We start from the raw sequence: 16,991 nt of genomic DNA on the forward strand, positions 1-16,991 counted from the left end.
CTACTTTTTTAAATTATCACGCACTTCCATTAATGCAAAGCCCAGCAGGTTCGTACCCTTCCATTGAAACGGATTGTTTGCTTCACTTGCATCTTGTGACAAACCAATACCCCAAATGGAATCTGTGGGACTTGCTTCTACAATTACTTTATCTCCTGTGTACAATAGAAATTATTTCAATTTTTCATCTTGCGAAAACTTATGTTGATTCCCTTCAACAACGAGAGCATAGGCGGAAGCATTCCAACTATCTGCATCAAAATTCTTTACTTCTCTGCCGAGAGCTTTAACAACAGCCGGCTTTTCTGTGGTAATAATCTTTTGAAAGATTTCTTCATCATTAAACAGTTTGGCTTTTTGTGCCATCATCCAATGTTCGGCAGTTGCATAGGTAATTCCATCAACAATAAATGCAGATGGGTACCATTGACTGAAACAGGATTTATCAACTACTCCTTTTCGTTTGGGAGTATGCCCCCAAAAGAACAAGTAATCAAAGTGTTTATCTTTTTCAATTTCAGATTGAAGCCAGTCTATAGAATACTTCATTGCTTTCTAAATTTTTCTCCATAAAAACTACTCACTACTCTTATCTCTCCAACAATATTATTATTGAATTCATCAAGTTGTTCTGCGGGCACCCACAGCTCGTTATGAATTTCACCTCCTACATTTTGTACGGGAAATTGTTGCAAATATTCTTCGGGCAAATCAAACGCTGTTACATAGCCAGCATAGCCTGAAAACTCATCGTTGGTGTTCCATTCCAATGCGATCTGTTCAGCATAGGCCTGGTTCATGACAGGATAAAAGATAGGCTGCCACTCCAAACGGGGTGGAAACCTTTTGTTACCCGAATCCTTAATGAGGTCAAGTTCCTTCTGTCCAACAGGACGATATAATGTAATTACGTTCATTTAAAATATGCTTTGTAGATCCTTTCATATTGATCAAACTCTTTTTGTCCGAATACAACCAGAAATACTTTTTCTATTGAATTGTTCATCTTTAAAAACTCATCAATTGTTGACAAAGCTATTACCGCTGCTTTATCAAAAGGAAATCGATAAGCTCCAGTACTAATGCAGGGAAAAGCAATTGTTCGGATATTATTTTCACTTGCTAACTGCAAACTATTTTCATAACACATACGCAAAAGCTCTTCTTCATTTTCTGTACCATTATTCCAAACAGGGCCTACTGTATGAATTATATACTTCGCTTTCAATTTAAAGCCCGGACTAATTTTAGCATGTCCGGTTTTACAACCCTTGAGTGTAATACAATATTCCCTCAGTTGCGGCCCAGCCGCTCTGTGAATAGCACCATCAACACCCCCGCCGCCAGTAAGTGAGCTATTAGCTGCATTTACAATTGCATCAACGGCAAGAATTGTAATATCTGTATTGATTAATTCGATTTTCATTTAGTCTTTGTAATTCCTATTCTTTGATCGATCACATCATCATTTAATTCAAGTACTTCTTCATACGGAACAATCAGCTCTTCGACATTCCTACTCTTTACTTTTTGACACTCGCTTTTTGCAAAGTCAGTAATATCCTCAATCTTAAGAATATATTCTGTACAAAATCTTTTCAACATTAATCCCTTCATACCAATCTGAATAGCTTTTCTTTCTTGCTTCTTTCCAAATGGATCATGATCAGGATCCCATTGCAATCTTACTTCAGTCTGTTCCAATTCCGCAACCCAATCCTGTTTCGTAGCAAACAACTCGCTATCGAAAGATGAGATCGTTGCCTGTTTCAATATTTCTTTGAAACAACTAATTGAAATTGTTATTGCTAATATTCTTTCCTGGTTTTCTTTCTGCGCCCAACCTGCACGATGCATCATCCACAAGAACCCGGGCTTGATCCATGACATCCGGTTGAAACTATAATGATCCCCTCCAAACTTTTGGTTCACTATCGCATACGTCGCAATCGCAGGGTTGAATGCCTGGTACACAATCATATTATCATCTTCTCTTTGAGCAATAACCTGTCTTCCAGATGTTGGTAGCCTTTTGATTTGCTCAATATACTTTTCTGTTTTCATTTTTTTTTGGTTAATCTGATAGTAGTGCTCGTATTTCTTTCAGCGAAAACTCTTTTACAAGCTTACCATCTTTAAAAACTGTTTTTAATTCACTTTCATTTTCCTCCTCCCATGTAACTTTATCGTACAACACAAAACGTCCGTCTTCTTTTTTTACATTCAACAAACCGGTAGCAGAACGTTTTGTACCATCATCTGTTACAGGGTCTTTGTAAATCTCCTGTCCTTCTCCATCAATCACTACATACGTCGCTTTCATCGCTGTACCAAATGTATCACGTGTATTATATTGATAGGTATAACTTCCAATACCAAATACAACCTGGGTAGCAAAACCTTTTGCCTTCAATCCTTCACAAATACGTGTTGCACGGTCGATATTAATACTGTCACCATAAATAGCACCAATATGCGCATCCAGTAATTTAAATCCTTTCTCTGTAATCGTTCCGCCAAACACATCCCACAACAATTCAACCACTCCTTTCCGTTCAACTTCTGTTTCTCCATCAGGATCACCACAAATGATTTTTACAGGATCACCACTGTCAGGTCGAATCACTACTTTACCATCACGACTTAAAACAGTTTCCTTTAAAGCAGGAAGGTACTCTGTACACACTTTCCATAAATCCCATGTGTCACTTACAATACTTACAATACCTGAAGGATACACTTCTGCGATCAATCGTCTGAACGTTTCCAACTCGCCATCTTTACTGCCACTGCACATCACACTATGTTCTGTTGCTGCAACACTACCACCAATCAATTCTGCATCAGCATTCGCATTGTAATATTGTTCCAGTGCGTCTATTGCTGGAATGGTATCTGTACCGGTAAAACTTAACAAATGCCCCATGCCACTTAGCACTGCTGTTTCCAACGAACTCATCCCTCTGAAAGAAAAGTCATGTCCCTGCCATTGTACAAAGTCAATTGGCATACCTGTTTCTTCTGCATATTTATTTAATAGCTTTCTGTAAGTGTAAGCAATGGTTGCACTGGTACAAGGTTGCCAAATAACAGCACTCAATAACGTTTCCAGAAAATTTGTAAGCCAGTAAAACTCTGTCTTTGTATTTACAATCGTTAAGCAAGGAACACGCATAGGTACTTTACTCCCTTCAGGTAATGCTTTTATTTCAACAGGTAAATAACCTAAATCATGCAAAGCTGAAATATGTTCGTATGATGGCAGGTGTGTGCCTAAAGAAGTAACGATTCTCCGCTTATACTCCGCCATCACTTTTTCTTTTGGTTGTTGAAAAAAGTTTTCATTGAAATAAGTGATCAAATACTCTTTCATGAAATATTGCAAACCAAAGAATACCATTTCACCCACTCCGTTAATACGACTCTTGCGTGGAGTAAGATTGCTATAAACCAGTTCAGTTTTGTCTGGGTATTGGAATACGTGGCCAACTTTATAGTAATCGGTCAATAAAAAAGGATTCGTTTTCATGTTAGTTCTTTTAGAAAGTTGTTTTAAATGGTATTACCTGAACAATAGGTGAATTATATTTCTGCTGATAACTGTCGCTTACAATGACCTGATGAAAAGATTTCTCTAACTCTGCAAAACCTTTGCTGAAGATGCCGTGTGTAACGATCAATGTCAGATGTGCAGGCTTTACCTGCTGCGCAATGGCAAGGAAGGTTCCACCACCATCGCAGAGATCATCAATGATCACGCAATTTCTGTTCGTGCATTTTTCAGGTTCTATTACCTGTAAGCTGATTCGTCCGTTATTCAAATCACGGGATTTGTTACAGTAAATAGTTTCAACGAGATTTCTATTCCAGCCAGCATAACTGCTGTTTTTTTTTGCAGCGCCTTTATCCGGACAGATAAGTATTGCGTTCTCTTTTGTATAAGATTTTACCAATGCTTCGTTTGTGATATTGACTGAATTATGAATTAATTCCAGTGAAACTTCGGAATGAACATCGTACAAGTAAACTTTATCAAACTGCATATTGTTGATCAGATCAGCAATTACTTTCAAATCGAAACTATCTCCCGGTAACATCAAGCGGTCATATCTGGCGCCCATGAGATAGGGAATGATCAGATTCGTTTTTTTAGCGTTTACATTTTCAATAGCATTCGCTGTTTGTAATACCTGAAGTAACACTGTGCTATCTGTAATTGAACAGATGACAGTAACCTCATCGTCTTTATTAATATCCTGAATAACAACATGGGGCTGGTTATCTGGAAACACAAACCGTTTTAAACCCCGGTTATTATTGATATGAATTGTTTTCATTTTGCTTAATTTATAAGCAAATTTAACACGACTTACTGAAATGACCAAATTTTGCTTCATTTTGAAGCAAAATAATTTTAGGTCACTTTCAACTGTCTAAATAATTATTTCCTTTAATTTGTTCTAAAACCGGAATGTTATGGGCTTATTTGATTCATTGTTCGGCCGAAATAATAAAAAACAGGAAATACCAGATGATAAGCATCTCCTGGAACAAGTAGAAGTTGCCCCGGGAATTGTACTTCCAAAACTCTTTGCCGATCACTGGCCTGCAATAGAAAAAGCAGCCATTCCTTTTGTTTCGATTAAGGCACTTCCAAAAGATGACCTTGCGCTGGAAGAAAGCAAATTTGGTCATTATCCCTGCATGCCATTAAATTTTGAGTACCCGAAAGATAGCCAAGGCAGATTCATGTATCCACTTGCGCAAATCAACTGCAGTGATATCCCTCATTTAGAGGGTTATCCTCAATCAGGCTACTTACAGTTTTATATTTCCGGGTTTGATGATGTCTATGGTTTGGATTTCGACGATCAACAAAATCAAAATAATTTTCGTATTCTGTACTTTCAAGAGAATGAAGTTGAACAGTTTAAGGTTGATTTCTCCTTTCTTGATGAGGTAATGCGCAGTGATATGCTGCCTGTATTTAAGCCACATGGCCTTGCATTTTCGAAAAGCGTTGAATATGTGGGTTTACAAGATGTGCATTACGACAAAGTTGAACCGAACCTGCATACTATTGCCAATGCCAATCCTTCTATTCAAGATGATTTAATTGAAATGGCTTATGATACATTTACTAATAATGGTCATAAGATGGGTGGCTATGCTTATTTTACACAGGAAGACCCTCGCAAATACAAAGAAGAATTTGGGGATTTTATTCTGCTGTTTCAATTAGACTCCGACGAACACATTATGTGGGGCGATGTGGGTGTTGCCAACTTCTTTATTCATCCGGATGATTTGGCAAAAAGAGATTTCAGCAAAGTGATGTACAACTGGGATTGCAGTTAAAGAGATGCAATTTCCCTTTCCATATTTTTCTTAGCCGATTCTTCATACTTTTTATAAAAGTGTTCGGTTTTAAAAATCCGATGCATGGAAAGGAAATGCTTTAATGCATTTTTTCGACCGGGCTTGTATAACAGATCTGGATAGATAGCATACTCCTTCCGAACATTGGAGCAATAGGTATTGTATGTTTCCCAATCTTTCCCAAGAATACTTAAATCAGCATCGGTAAAAAGATTCACATCTTCGTCATCAGATAATTGGTGAGACTTTGTTGCAAGTATCAACTTATTTACCTGATCAATTAACGCAGCTTCGCAATTGAGTTGTTGTAAATGCGTATTTGCTAACAATGCACTTTGTTCTTCATTATCTTTTCGATGTGCTTTGTAAACAACGTCGTGATAAAAGATTGCTAATACAATTGCATCCCAATTATTCACAACAGCTTTCAACTCTGTTAACTCAGAAAGAAGATTTTCTAAATGCTTGAGGTTATGGTAATGTCTTTTCTTACCCGAATAATTCCTTTCAATTTCCAACCACAAACTGTGCCGTAAATCAGCATCGTTGGTATATTGACTGATTAATGAAAGAAAAAGATCTTTAAGCATAGTGTGCTGATTAGATTTCGAAGTGAAAGCCTTCCTTCAACAATTCTTTGTACCGCTTTTGATTAAACTGGTACATTTTACTGGGGCGGCCTTTGCCTTCCGACTTTGATAACTCGCCTGTTTCTTCCAGAAAATCAAAGGAGAGTATTTTCTTACTGAAGTTTCGTCGGTTAATTTCCTTATCCAATAAAGCTGTATAGAGTTTCTCCAGATCGGAGAAGGGGAATTTTTTATCCAGTAGTTCAAAGCCAACCGGCTGATAACGAACTTTTGCACGCAAGCGCTCAATGGCCACCTGCAAAATTTGTTTATGATCAAATGCCAGTGTCGGCAGTTTTTTAATGCTGAACCATTTTGCATTTTCAGCATCCGTACTCGCTTTCAATTCCTGGTATTGCGATGCTTTCACCAATCCAAAATAGGCAACTGCAATAATGCGTTGACGGGGATCACGTTTCGGCTCACCAAACGTGTACAACTGTTCAAGATAGTTGACTGTGATACCTGTTTCTTCTGCCAGCTCTCGCTTTACTGCTTCTTCCAGGCTCTCATCCTCCAATACAAAACCGCCGGGGATAGCCCAGCTGTTTTTGTATGGCTCATATTTACGCTGAATCAGTAGCACCGAAACACCATCTTGTTTTGAATAACCAAAAACAATGGCATCAACAGCTACTTTTATGACAGATGATTTATTTTGCATACAATCAAAGCAAAATTACATGTATTTAGTGATACCCGGGAGACACCAGTTGATCACACAGTTTCAATTCGAGTATCTATCGTCATTGATCAAAAACGGTCTTTATCATGTAAAAGATGTAGATGGAAAGGAATTGCAAATAAATGAACCGGTTGAAGCAATTATCTTCCCGGTGACTTCTGCTAATCATTCCAATACAAGAAGAAACCCTTTGCCGTTTTATTTACGTGCAATTTCTATTGAAGCAATGGCTGCTGAGTTAAATGTACCCGTTTACATTTATGGTATTGATGATGTTGGCTCCCTTTCCAATTTTGCCAGCTACACACTGAAGCGTATTAAACATGAAAGTGATGGCAAGTTTGATTGCACAGCACAAAACAGTTTGATCATTTGTTCAACTCCTGTTCTAAAATTATATCAATCACTAGGATTTAACATTCTACCCGCTGAGCTGTCGGATGTCACAAACTGGAAGTATCATTCTTTGATGCCTTGGGATATTGTAGAGCAAATTGCTGCATCCGCTAAGTGGGATGAAGATGAATCGATCAAAGCAGCCATGCATCACTCTTCCTACAATGTTTGGAAAAAGTATGGCGTTGGTGAAAAAGTAAAACTTCTGTTTACTGACCACATGATCGGCAGCGATGGGGATTTAACTGAGACCAGGGATTACAATGTATACGTTCGGCAGATGGATGATATTGCTGAATTAAAATATCATGACACTTCTTCCTATGTTCAACCAGGACGTATTGGTGATATTGGTTGTGCGGTTGGCAGCTGGATGAAGCTTGCTTGCAAAGATGAGCGGTTAAGAGAAAGTGATTTTTATGGGATAGAAGTTAGTCGGCATTTATACCAGATCTGTCAGCAGCGAAAAGAAAACGGAGAGTTTCAAAATCCATTTTTGTTCTTTTCGCAAAAGAATGCGGTTACAGGATTAGTGTATGAACAAGGTTCAATGAATACAATTCATACTTCTTCACTTACACATGAAATTGAATCGTATGGAAGTCGGGAGGATTTATTGAAGTTTATCAAAAATAGATATGAAGAACTTGCGCCAGGTGGAGTATGGATTAACAGAGATGTTGTTGGACCAAAAAACAAAGGGCAGGAAATTTATTTGTGGCTGAATGATGGGGATGGCAATAATGCAGATCCATTTATGCAGTTCGGTGATCGAAATGAGTTATCACATTTTTTACAATCACTTTCTACTTATGCAAGATTCCTTCGCTTTGCAAAAGACTTCAGGAAAAAGGAAGGCTATATTGTAAAGTTTGAAGAGGTAACTATTGAAAACAAGCTTTATATCAAAACATCTTTACGTAATGCTTCTGAATTTCTAAGCCGGAAAGATTACACTGATAACTGGGAAAGTGAAATGCACGAAACGTTTTGCTTCTGGGATTTTGAGGAGTGGAAAGCTCAGCTTTCTGCAATTAATTTCACCATTCATTCATCTTCTCATTCTTTCAGAAATGAATGGATCGTCAATAATCGATGGAAAGGAAAAGCCGAATTATACTCGATGACCGAAAATCAATTGGCGCAAGTTGATTACCCTGAAACAACAATGATTTTGATTGGAGTAAAGTAAAGATTCAGCAACTGATTACTTAGCAGTCAATAATCTTACAAACCGATCTTCAATTAGTCGCTTGTAGGCAATTTTAAAATCATCGCTTAAAAAACTGCTTTCAATAAAATCAAGCCACGTATCTTTTACGTTGAGCATTTTATTGAAAATATTCTGTTGCTGTTTGCTTTCCAGTCCTGAATTTGTGAATGCAGCAACAAAATCACTCCGTTTTATTTTACGCTTCTTTCCATTCAGGTTTAATGCCAATTCTTCATCATCTGCTGGATTAACGATTGCAGTTGCTACCATATCATACGCAGGAGACAGTGTATAACCTTTACCTACTTTGCGAATAAGAGAGAAATTTTTCAAATGCATATCTGCATTGCCAGTTAGAAAAGAGAACAATACCTGTTCAAAAAAAATGACAATATCTAATCCCGGATTGACAGAATACTTCTCAATTGCTTTAGCTATTTGCTCATACGACCCACGATATTTATCTTCTGTTAATCGTTCCATAAGCTGGCACATATCTTCCATATGGAGTTTTCTGTCTTTCAACCGATCTATTCGTCTTGTGATATACGCCAACTCTCCCGATTTCAAACGTATGAGTGAATGCGGAACAACTTCTATTTTGGCTACCGTTGCCAAATGCATCGTCAGGTCTTCAACCTCGGGTAGTTGTGGATAGTTGGCTGTTGGGGGTTTTAGAATATAGCCACCCCATAATCCCACGATCGAAAATCTCTTTGGTTCTTTTTTAGTTTTGGTATTTGCGATATCTAATGACAATTTCGGCTGTACACCTGTTACTGTCATTTGACTTTTAATCACTTCTTTTCCCAGTTCCTGCATTTGTTCGGCGGAATAAGGAAGCTCTGGGGGAATAGCTTGACCAAACATTTTCTTACTGCAAGCAGAATGAAAATCTATTTCATCACTTTCTAACGGGAGATAACAGAATAAACAACGTCTCATACTCCTCCCTCCTCTTTCGCAGGATGAACACTTACTGCCCCAATACAATCTTTGCAACATGCCAATAATAAACCCATCCTGTCACGTGGATTCAGTTTCCAATTTTGTTCTGCAATATCTAATAACCAACCCTCCGGAATTAATCCGTCAAAGAAAGGGAACAATACATTGCTATGATAGGGCTCAACCTGTAATGGAAGCGTTAAGCTGACTGGTTCAGCTTTATCTGCTGCTAAGTATCGCTGATCATACGCAAAATGATAACCATCCTCATCTTGCACAAGCCAACCTGCTGTTTGATTGTTGTATTGTATTTCGGCCTTCCGCATTCTTCATGTTTGTTTATGTCAATCTTATATTGAGTAAATTATCCAATCAGGTTTTATTCTCTTACCATTTCGACCGGACCAACTTCGGAGCCAAATAGTTTTAGCACCTGATTCACTTTATCTAATCGAAGCGTTTCTTTGCCTTGTTCCAGATCTCTAATAAATCGTAGACCAACGCCCGCCTTTTCAGCCAATTCGGCTTGAGTTAAATTTGTTTCATCTCTTTTTTGCTTTATAAATGCACTTAATGTCATATTCTATACCCGATTGGGTATAAAAATAGTTAAATTTAATGAAATTATACCTGATCGGGTATAAAAACGAATTTAGCAGCCGGATTATACCCGATTGGGTATAATCCGGCTGCTAAATTTCTGGAATCTTTAAAAATTCCCAAAGCTGTCCTTCAATTTTTCCATCTCCGCTTTCACTTTTGTATTTACAATCTTTGCGTAGAGTTGCGTATGCTTCAATGTGGTGTGCCCGAGCATCTTGCTCACTGCTTCAATTGAAATCCCCTGAGAGAGTGTGATAGTTGTAGCAAAAGTATGTCTGGCAAGGTGCATGAATAGATTACGTTCAATTCCGGCAAGCTTACCAATTATCTTCAGCGAAGCGTTCAATTTTTGATTGGAAGGGACATGCCACAAAAAATCTCTGCAGTCTTCTGTTGTTGAATATTTGAGTAGAATATTTTCTGCGGCTTTCATTAGAGGGATGTAACTCAAAACGGTTGATTTCGTTCGATAGCTTTCAATATGCTTACTTCCATCTGGCTCTACAATAATATTGTTTCGTTTTAATGCTTTAATATCTGCATAGGCCAAACCTGTAAAACAAGCAAGTAAGAAAAGATCACGATTTCTTTCAAGCGATTCCGATAACCCGGTCAGATCTTGCAAGCTCTTGATTTCATCGATGGTTAAATAAACCCTGTTTACCGGTTTACGGGTAAGAGGTAAGTTAATAAAAGGATTGTAGGGGATGACTCGTGCTTTCACAGCTTCCTCAAGTATTGTTTTTAAACAACTCATTAACGCTGATGAAGAGTTATGGCAATTAGCTTTTTCTTTCCTTAAAAAATTCAAGAAGGTTTCCAAGAAGTCCTGGTCAATTCGGCTAACAGGTAGGTTTTCAAGTTTGCGTTCTGTCAGCAGGAACTCCTTAAAGTATCTTGCCGTTCTGCGGTACTTATAAAAAGTGACCTTACTGACATTTACGCCCACTTGCTTTTCCAATTTCACCATCCGATTATCAATGTATTCCATGATGGTAAGCGGAGCTTTTGGTTTGCCCTTGATCTGATCAATGAATTCTTCAATCGAAAACTCGCCCAGAGTCGTTTTCATATTCTGAAAGATTTCATCCACCTTGTTACTGATTCTCATCAGCTCTTTGTTGATGGAATGGGAATCACTTGTATTGTTAGCGACCATTCCAAATTTGGATTGCCAGAACTGGGGGAGAGTTGCCTGACCGGTAAACAGTTCTTTCCTGGTACCGCAATAAACAATGCGCAAAACGATTGGATGCTTGCCGTCGGGTAAACGGTGCGATTTGCGTAATAAAAAACTTTGAGTAAACTCTTTGTACTGTTCGAGACTAAGTGGGGTTTGCATATAACTTGCGTTTAAGATTACAAAGTTTTTCAATGCATAGCATTGAGTGAAACGCATCTTGACGCATAATGCAGTAAAGAAAAATCAACAGTTAAGAAGCAGAAATAAGAACGAAAATTCAGATCTGCTTTTTAAACACTAAAAATGTCGCCGGAAATGTCGCTTTTACGGCTAAAAATGTCTCCGAAATGTCGCCAAAACGGTGCTTTTTAATGCTTAAATATGCTTTTCCTTTAAAGTAAAAAGGCCTGAAAATCAGCATAATGCTTTGATTTTCAGGCCTTTAAGTGGTGTGGGCCGGGATCGAACCGGCGACACAAGGATTTTCAGTCCTTTGCTCTACCGACTGAGCTACCGCACCATTCCTGAAACACATTTACTCCGGTAAGTGGAAGCCTATCCTTTGCTTTTGTGCTTCGGGGCTGCAAATATAGAAGAATGAGCTTTAATATCGAAATCTTTGCCCCATTATTTCAAATTCAATTGTTTCTCACTGATAGCACTGATTTTCACAGAAGTCTTTACCCTTGGGTTTTGGTTCTTGTTCCTTGGATTTTTCTTTCTTGTGCCTTGCCTTTTTCCTTGAACCTTGTGCCTTTTATTTTGGACCTTGCCTCCGGCTTACATTCCATATTCACTCAAAAACTTGATCCGCATAATCTTCAGCTGTTCCCAGTTATAACCACCATCTTCCAGTTCCTGCTGCGCAATTTTCAGATCGCTGGTGCTGCAGGTTTTGAAATAATCAATGATCTCTTCCTGTTCGTATTCATCCAGCCATTCATCAATGGCGTAATCCAAACGGAGTTTTGTGCCACTGGCAGCAATGGTTTCCATTTCTTCCAGCATTTCATCCATGCGCCAGCCTTTGTTCTTGGCGATGGTTTCAAGCGGAATACGTTTGTCAACATTCTGAATGAGATATACTTTATTGCCACTCTTATTCACCACGCTCTTCATCACAAACTCATCGGGCTTTTCTATTTCATTTTCTTCCACATACTTAGCTACCATTTCCACAAAAGGTTTGCCATAACGGATGGATTTCCCTTTACTCACACCCTGGCATTTTTCCAGCTCTTCCAAGGTTGTTGGGTAAAGCGTGGCCATATCAAGCAAAGAGTTTTCGAGGAAGATCACAAACGGTGGCAATCCTTTTTTCTTTGCTTCTTTCTGCCGCAGTTCTTTCAGCATTTCAAACAACTTATCGTCTGATGCCAGGCCGCCGCCACCTGCATCGGCTCCTTCATCATCATCAGCAGTAGCTTCTTCGTATAAATTATTGAGAACAATTTTAAAGCTCTTCGGCTTTTTCAAAAACGCTTCACCTGCCTTGGTGAATTTGAGCAAACCATATTCTTCAATATCTTTTTGAATTAACCCATGCAGCAATAACTGGCGGATGAGTGAATTCCAGAAATGCATATCTTTTTCTTTACCGCTGCCAAATTCAGGGATCTGATCATGGCGATACATTTGGCTCTGTGGTGTTAACCTGCCCATGATCACCGGAATCACATACTCTGTTGCAAAGCGTTCGCCCAATGCCTTAATGGCTTTCAGTGCAATCACAGCTTCGTCTTTTGCTTCGATCTTTTCTTTTGGATGCAGACAGTTATCACAGTTGCCGCAATTTTCCTGCTGGTATTCTTCACCAAAATAATGCAGCAATATTTTCCTTCGGCAAACAGAGCTTTCTGCAAAAGCAACTGTTTCCTGGATCATTTGTGCAGTTACTTCACGTTCACTTAATGGTTTGTCACGCATCAAATGTTCCAGCTTGCTCACATCTTTGTGCGAATAGTAAAGGATACATTTTCCTTCCATACCGTCACGCCCTGCACGCCCTGTTTCCTGGTAATAGTTTTCAATACTCTTCGGAATATTGAAGTGGATTACAAAACGTATATCCGGCTTATCGATACCCATACCAAAGGCGATGGTGGCAACAATTACCTGCACATCTTCATTTAAAAACTGGTCCTGTCGATCTGCCCGCACCTTTCCATCAAACCCTGCATGGTAAGCCACAGCCTTAATGCCATTTGCCATCAGCATATCGGCCAGCTCTTCCGTTGTTTTACGGTTAAGGGTGTAGATGATACCGCTCTTGCCCTTGTTTTGTGAAATAAACTTCACAATGCTTTTCACCGTTTGATCTTTTTTGATCTTGGGTTGAATTTCGTAGTAAAGATTTCCACGGTTGAACGAGGAAATATAAATATCAGGATTACGTAAGCCGAGATTCTTTACAATATCACTCTGCACTTTTGGAGTGGCCGTGGCCGTTAATGCAATGATGGGAATATCGGGGTTGATCTGGTCCATCATCTCTTTCAGCCTGCGGTATTCAGGGCGGAAATCATGTCCCCATTCACTGATACAATGTGCTTCATCCACAGCAAAAAAGGAGATCTTCAGATCGCTGAAGAATTCCATGTTTTCCTGTTTGGTCAGTGTTTCAGGTGCCACGTACAGCATTTTTGTCTTGCCTGCCAGCAAATCATCATGCACCTCTTTTATTTCTTTCTTGGTTAATGTTGAATTGAGAAAATGCGCCACATCATCTTTGCTGCTGTAGCTGCGCACAAGATCAACCTGGTTTTTCATGAGGGCAATAAGCGGACTAACAATGATCGCTACACCTTCACTTACCAAAGCAGGCAATTGGTAACACAAACTTTTACCCCCGCCCGTGGGCATAATTACAAATGTATCTTTCCCACTCAGCAGGTTGGTGATCACTGCTTCCTGGGTTCCTTTAAATGCATCGAAGCCAAAATGTTCGTTGAGAGCTGCGTACAGATCAATACCTGCTACAGTTGCGCCCGTTTTTTTACCGTTTGACTTAGCAGTGGCTTTTTTAGCCGTTTCCTTTACGATGGTTGTTGTTTTTGCCGCTTTTAACGGAGCTTTTTTCTTAACTGTTGTCATCACTTTTTTTCCTTCACTCTTTGGTTTAACAAACTGGACTTTCTACGGGCAGTTGACTGTTACAGCTCAGAGTGGCTGTTTTGTAAGGGGCACGAAGTTACTGAAAACGGGGGAGCTTATCCCTCCCCATTCGTCAAAATGCTGCTAAAAAAGCCTTATTTTAAGATAATTGATTTTTCCTGAACGCCGGCCATAAGATTTACACAATTGGCTCTTTTCTGTTCTGTTGAATTACAGTAGGTTTGCCCCGCCAATGGAACAATTACAGCATACGAACCCGCTAGAAGTAGCCCGCCGCACCATCGCTTTGGAAGCCGGAGCCATCGAAGGGTTAGCATCTCAGCTCACCGACGATTTCAGCAAGATCTGCCAAACCATCCTTGATGCCAAGGGCCGTTTGATCGTAAGCGGTATCGGTAAAAGTGCAGTGATTGCTCAAAAAATTGTCGCCACATTTAATTCCACAGGTACGCCGGCTGTTTACCTGCATGCTGCAGAAGCCATTCATGGTGATCTTGGGATGATTCTCAGTTATGATGTGGTGATGATCATCAGCAAGAGTGGTGAAAGCCCTGAGATAAAAGTGCTGGCACAGCTGGTGAAGAATTTTGGTAATCCTGTCATTGGTATGGTCGGTAATCTTGATTCCTATTTGGCTAAACAAAGTGATCTGTTACTCGATACAACCGTTAGCCAGGAAGCCTGCCCCAACAATCTTGCCCCAACCAGCAGCACTACTGCTCAAATGGTGATGGGTGATGCGTTGGCTGTTGCGTTGATGGAATTACGTGGTTTTAAGAGTGAAGATTTTGCCAAGTTTCATCCCGGTGGTGCATTGGGCAAAAAATTATACTTACGTGTAGCTGATCTCTACATACACAATGAACAACCGAAAGTAATGGCTGATGCGTTACTGAAAGAAGTAATTGTTGAGATATCGAAGAAACGTTTAGGTGCCACTGCTGTTGTAAATGCGGCTGATGAATTGTTGGGCGTGATCACTGATGGTGACTTACGTCGAATGCTGGAGAAGAATAATCGCCTAGATGAAGTGTCGGCGGTACAGATCATGACCGTAAATCCGAAATCAATAGAAGCAGAAGCATTGGCGATTGACGCAATGGAACTGATGCGGAAAAATAATATCAGTCAATTATTGGTTGTTAACAACAAACAATACCTTGGCATTATACATTTGCACGATTTAATTAAAGAAGGATTGATATAAAAAGTAAGTGGCGAGTGGTAAGTGGCAAGAAGCTACATTCACCATTCACCATTCACCATTGACTACTCACCATGAATAAAAATCATTACGTTGCAATCATGGCCGGAGGAATCGGCAGCCGTTTCTGGCCCATGAGTCGCACGGCATTTCCCAAACAGTTTTTAGATATTTTGCATACAGGAAGAACATTGATACAGTCAACTTATGACCGTTACCTCCAGTTCATCCCCAATGAAAATATATATGTGGTTACCTCCACAGAGTATGCTGATATTGTAAAAAAACAATTGCCCGACCTGCCTGCTGAAAATATTTTGTGTGAGCCTTCACGAAAAAATACAGCGCCCTGTGTGGCCTACATCGCACACAAACTGCAATTGATCAACAAAGAAGGTTTACTGATTTGTGCACCTGCCGATCACTTAATTCTTGATGCGCCTGCATTTACCAAAGTTTGTACTGATGCGTTTGATTTCGTAGATAGTATCAATGCACTGGTTACACTTGGCATTAAACCTACTTATGCTAATACAGGCTACGGTTATATTCAACACGAAGCCATGCCTGTTGCAGATCATGTGTACAAAGTGAAAACATTCACCGAGAAACCAAATCTTGAGCTGGCAAAAACCTTTCTAGCCAGTGGCGACTTTTTATGGAATGCCGGCATTTTTGTATGGAAAGTGAAAAACATCATCAAAGCATTTGAAAAGTTTCTTCCTGAGATGAACGAAGTGTTTGTGGCTGAGAAAGAACATTTCAATACTACAACTGAACAGGAAGCCATTGAACGCATCTACCCGCAATGCACCAATATCTCCATTGATTATGGTATTATGGAGAAAGCCGATAATGTCTATGTAGTTCCATCATCATTTGGATGGAGCGATCTCGGCACCTGGAACAGCGCCTATGAAAACATGGAGAAAGATTATTTTGGCAATGCTGTGGCAGGTAAGCATGTCATGATCATTGATGCAACTAAGAATGTGGTTCATGCTCCTGATAAAAAATTAATCCTTTTGCAGGGGCTCGATGATTTTATTGTGGTTGATACACACGATGTATTACTCATCTGTAAAAAAGAAAAAGAACAGGAGATCAAAGAATATGTGGCGGAAGTGAAACGTAATAAAGGAGATAAGTTTCTCTAAAGAAGAATATAGGAGATAGTATTCAGCAGATAGAAAAAGGGAGATGATTAATCATCTCCCTTTTTTGTATTACTATCTTCTATATTCGATCTACTTAATTCTTATTACTGATAAATTCAAACGCTTTAAAGTCTTTTCGCATTACCGCTTTCTTTACCCGGCCGGATTGTGTGTAAACTTTATACCGGTTTAGATCGATGAGTTCATGTGCTTTGCAGAAATTTTCCAGCTCCTCTACATGATACAATACTTCGTGCAGCCATTCCACTTCGTGATCAATAGCTTCTTTGCTCCGGTGTTCATTATTGAGCAACACAAGTAAATCCCGCCGCTTATTCCGGTTCATAACAGATAGCAATTTTTAATAACCCACCATTCCCTTTTTATTGGGACATCCACAGCTGTTTTTCTTTGATGCACTACAACCGCTTCCCAACAAAGTAATCATAACTAATAACAAAAGAAAACCAAACTTAGTTG

17 protein-coding genes, 1 tRNA gene and 1 pseudogene are annotated in these 16,991 nt (G+C 39.3%); 4 read left to right on the top strand and 15 right to left on the bottom strand.

The genetic code is table 11. The annotated features are described in order from the left end of the window. The 6 genes and pseudogenes from H4075_RS20080 to H4075_RS20105 form a co-directional block, all read right to left on the bottom strand. A pseudogene (locus H4075_RS20080) lies at positions 1-549 on the bottom strand (NADAR family protein). Then, positions 546-917 carry an ADP-ribosylation/crystallin J1 gene (locus tag H4075_RS20085; RefSeq protein WP_182802599.1) on the bottom strand — a complete coding sequence of 124 codons (372 nt, stop codon included), beginning with the start codon at positions 915-917 and terminating at the stop codon, positions 546-548. Before H4075_RS20085 ends, H4075_RS20080 begins: the two are co-directional and overlap by 4 nt. Beyond that, positions 914-1,426 (bottom strand): O-acetyl-ADP-ribose deacetylase, encoded by a 513-nt coding sequence (locus tag H4075_RS20090; RefSeq protein WP_182802600.1) that lies wholly within the window; start codon positions 1,424-1,426, stop codon positions 914-916. Before H4075_RS20090 ends, H4075_RS20085 begins: the two co-directional genes overlap by 4 nt. Then, positions 1,423-2,064: a DUF4291 domain-containing protein gene (locus H4075_RS20095; RefSeq protein ID WP_182802601.1), complete on the bottom strand. Its 642-nt coding sequence runs from the start codon at positions 2,062-2,064 to the stop codon at positions 1,423-1,425. The genes H4075_RS20090 and H4075_RS20095 overlap by 4 nt, the downstream gene beginning before the upstream one ends. Before the next feature lie 10 nt (positions 2,065-2,074). Then, positions 2,075-3,529 carry a nicotinate phosphoribosyltransferase gene (locus H4075_RS20100; RefSeq protein ID WP_182802602.1) on the bottom strand — a complete coding sequence of 485 codons (1,455 nt, stop codon included), beginning with the start codon at positions 3,527-3,529 and terminating at the stop codon, positions 2,075-2,077. Positions 3,530-3,539: 10 nt separating this feature from the next. Then, entirely contained in the window at positions 3,540-4,337 is a 798-nt protein-coding gene (locus H4075_RS20105) for a ribose-phosphate pyrophosphokinase-like domain-containing protein (RefSeq protein WP_182802603.1), read from the bottom strand. Between the two features lie 139 nt (positions 4,338-4,476). Here H4075_RS20105 and H4075_RS20110 point away from each other — a divergent pair, with 139 nt between their 5' ends. Further along, on the top strand, positions 4,477-5,358 hold the full coding sequence (locus tag H4075_RS20110) for a YwqG family protein (RefSeq protein WP_182802604.1): 882 nt from the start codon (positions 4,477-4,479) through the stop codon (positions 5,356-5,358). On the opposite strand, the gene H4075_RS20115 is transcribed toward H4075_RS20110, so the two are convergent. Continuing rightward, complete coding sequence (locus tag H4075_RS20115; RefSeq protein WP_182802605.1) at positions 5,355-5,969, bottom strand: HD domain-containing protein; 615 nt, start codon at positions 5,967-5,969, stop codon at positions 5,355-5,357. The genes H4075_RS20110 and H4075_RS20115 overlap by 4 nt on opposite strands. Positions 5,970-5,979: 10 nt before the next feature. Further along, positions 5,980-6,672, bottom strand: coding sequence for an NUDIX hydrolase (locus H4075_RS20120; protein WP_182802606.1), 693 nt, complete (start codon positions 6,670-6,672; stop codon positions 5,980-5,982). Between the two features lie 19 nt (positions 6,673-6,691). On the opposite strand from H4075_RS20120, the gene H4075_RS20125 reads away from it, so the two are divergent. Next, the gene (locus H4075_RS20125; RefSeq protein WP_182802607.1) at positions 6,692-8,281 is read left to right on the top strand and encodes a class I SAM-dependent methyltransferase; all 1,590 of its coding nucleotides are present in this window, start codon (positions 6,692-6,694) and stop codon (positions 8,279-8,281) included. A gap of 15 nt (positions 8,282-8,296) precedes the next feature. Here the strand turns inward: H4075_RS20125 and H4075_RS20130 are convergent, their stop codons facing one another. The 6 genes from H4075_RS20130 to recQ all read right to left on the bottom strand — a co-directional run bounded on the left by H4075_RS20130 (position 8,297) and on the right by recQ (position 14,129). Continuing rightward, positions 8,297-9,247 (bottom strand): HipA domain-containing protein, encoded by a 951-nt coding sequence (locus H4075_RS20130; protein ID WP_182802608.1) that lies wholly within the window; start codon positions 9,245-9,247, stop codon positions 8,297-8,299. Next, positions 9,244-9,576, bottom strand: coding sequence for a HipA N-terminal domain-containing protein (locus H4075_RS20135; RefSeq protein WP_182802609.1), 333 nt, complete (start codon positions 9,574-9,576; stop codon positions 9,244-9,246). Before H4075_RS20135 ends, H4075_RS20130 begins: the two co-directional genes overlap by 4 nt. 53 nt (positions 9,577-9,629) lie before the next feature. Next, positions 9,630-9,830: a helix-turn-helix transcriptional regulator gene (locus H4075_RS20140; protein WP_182802610.1), complete on the bottom strand. Its 201-nt coding sequence runs from the start codon at positions 9,828-9,830 to the stop codon at positions 9,630-9,632. A gap of 129 nt (positions 9,831-9,959) precedes the next feature. After that, the gene (locus H4075_RS20145; RefSeq protein WP_182802611.1) at positions 9,960-11,195 is read right to left on the bottom strand and encodes a site-specific integrase; all 1,236 of its coding nucleotides are present in this window, start codon (positions 11,193-11,195) and stop codon (positions 9,960-9,962) included. Between the two features lie 288 nt (positions 11,196-11,483). Continuing rightward, positions 11,484-11,556 (bottom strand) — tRNA-Phe (locus H4075_RS20150). 260 nt (positions 11,557-11,816) lie between these two features. Beyond that, on the bottom strand, positions 11,817-14,129 hold the full coding sequence (gene recQ / locus H4075_RS20155) for a DNA helicase RecQ (protein ID WP_182806746.1): 2,313 nt from the start codon (positions 14,127-14,129) through the stop codon (positions 11,817-11,819). A gap of 253 nt (positions 14,130-14,382) precedes the next feature. On the opposite strand from recQ, the gene H4075_RS20160 reads away from it, so the two are divergent. Next, positions 14,383-15,357, top strand: coding sequence for a KpsF/GutQ family sugar-phosphate isomerase (locus tag H4075_RS20160; protein ID WP_182802612.1), 975 nt, complete (start codon positions 14,383-14,385; stop codon positions 15,355-15,357). A gap of 98 nt (positions 15,358-15,455) precedes the next feature. Beyond that, the gene (locus tag H4075_RS20165; RefSeq protein WP_255460244.1) at positions 15,456-16,511 is read left to right on the top strand and encodes a mannose-1-phosphate guanylyltransferase; all 1,056 of its coding nucleotides are present in this window, start codon (positions 15,456-15,458) and stop codon (positions 16,509-16,511) included. A 94-nt stretch (positions 16,512-16,605) separates the two neighbouring features. Here H4075_RS20165 and H4075_RS20170 read toward each other — a convergent pair whose 3' ends face one another. Then, the gene (locus H4075_RS20170) at positions 16,606-16,857 is read right to left on the bottom strand and encodes a hypothetical protein (protein WP_182802614.1); all 252 of its coding nucleotides are present in this window, start codon (positions 16,855-16,857) and stop codon (positions 16,606-16,608) included. Between the last annotated feature and the right edge of the window lie 134 nt (positions 16,858-16,991).

It is taken from the genome of Lacibacter sediminis (assembly GCF_014168535.1).
Lineage (GTDB): Bacteria > Bacteroidota > Bacteroidia > Chitinophagales > Chitinophagaceae > Lacibacter > Lacibacter sediminis.

Coding starts and splice junctions, on each gene's coding strand:
- H4075_RS20115 (WP_182802605.1), bottom strand. CDS start 5,969: ATGCTTAAAGATCTTTTTCTTTCATTAATCAGTCAATATACCAACGAT.
- recQ (WP_182806746.1), bottom strand. CDS start 14,129: ATGACAACAGTTAAGAAAAAAGCTCCGTTAAAAGCGGCAAAAACAACA.
- H4075_RS20165 (WP_255460244.1), top strand. CDS start 15,456: ATGGCCGGAGGAATCGGCAGCCGTTTCTGGCCCATGAGTCGCACGGCA.
- H4075_RS20145 (WP_182802611.1), bottom strand. CDS start 11,195: ATGCAAACCCCACTTAGTCTCGAACAGTACAAAGAGTTTACTCAAAGT.
- H4075_RS20160 (WP_182802612.1), top strand. CDS start 14,383: ATGGAACAATTACAGCATACGAACCCGCTAGAAGTAGCCCGCCGCACC.
- H4075_RS20085 (WP_182802599.1), bottom strand. CDS start 917: ATGAACGTAATTACATTATATCGTCCTGTTGGACAGAAGGAACTTGAC.
- H4075_RS20170 (WP_182802614.1), bottom strand. CDS start 16,857: ATGAACCGGAATAAGCGGCGGGATTTACTTGTGTTGCTCAATAATGAA.
- H4075_RS20125 (WP_182802607.1), top strand. CDS start 6,692: ATGTATTTAGTGATACCCGGGAGACACCAGTTGATCACACAGTTTCAA.
- H4075_RS20100 (WP_182802602.1), bottom strand. CDS start 3,529: ATGAAAACGAATCCTTTTTTATTGACCGATTACTATAAAGTTGGCCAC.
- H4075_RS20095 (WP_182802601.1), bottom strand. CDS start 2,064: ATGAAAACAGAAAAGTATATTGAGCAAATCAAAAGGCTACCAACATCT.
- H4075_RS20135 (WP_182802609.1), bottom strand. CDS start 9,576: ATGCGGAAGGCCGAAATACAATACAACAATCAAACAGCAGGTTGGCTT.
- H4075_RS20110 (WP_182802604.1), top strand. CDS start 4,477: ATGGGCTTATTTGATTCATTGTTCGGCCGAAATAATAAAAAACAGGAA.
- H4075_RS20105 (WP_182802603.1), bottom strand. CDS start 4,337: ATGAAAACAATTCATATCAATAATAACCGGGGTTTAAAACGGTTTGTG.
- H4075_RS20140 (WP_182802610.1), bottom strand. CDS start 9,830: ATGACATTAAGTGCATTTATAAAGCAAAAAAGAGATGAAACAAATTTA.
- H4075_RS20090 (WP_182802600.1), bottom strand. CDS start 1,426: ATGAAAATCGAATTAATCAATACAGATATTACAATTCTTGCCGTTGAT.
- H4075_RS20130 (WP_182802608.1), bottom strand. CDS start 9,247: ATGAGACGTTGTTTATTCTGTTATCTCCCGTTAGAAAGTGATGAAATA.
- H4075_RS20120 (WP_182802606.1), bottom strand. CDS start 6,672: ATGCAAAATAAATCATCTGTCATAAAAGTAGCTGTTGATGCCATTGTT.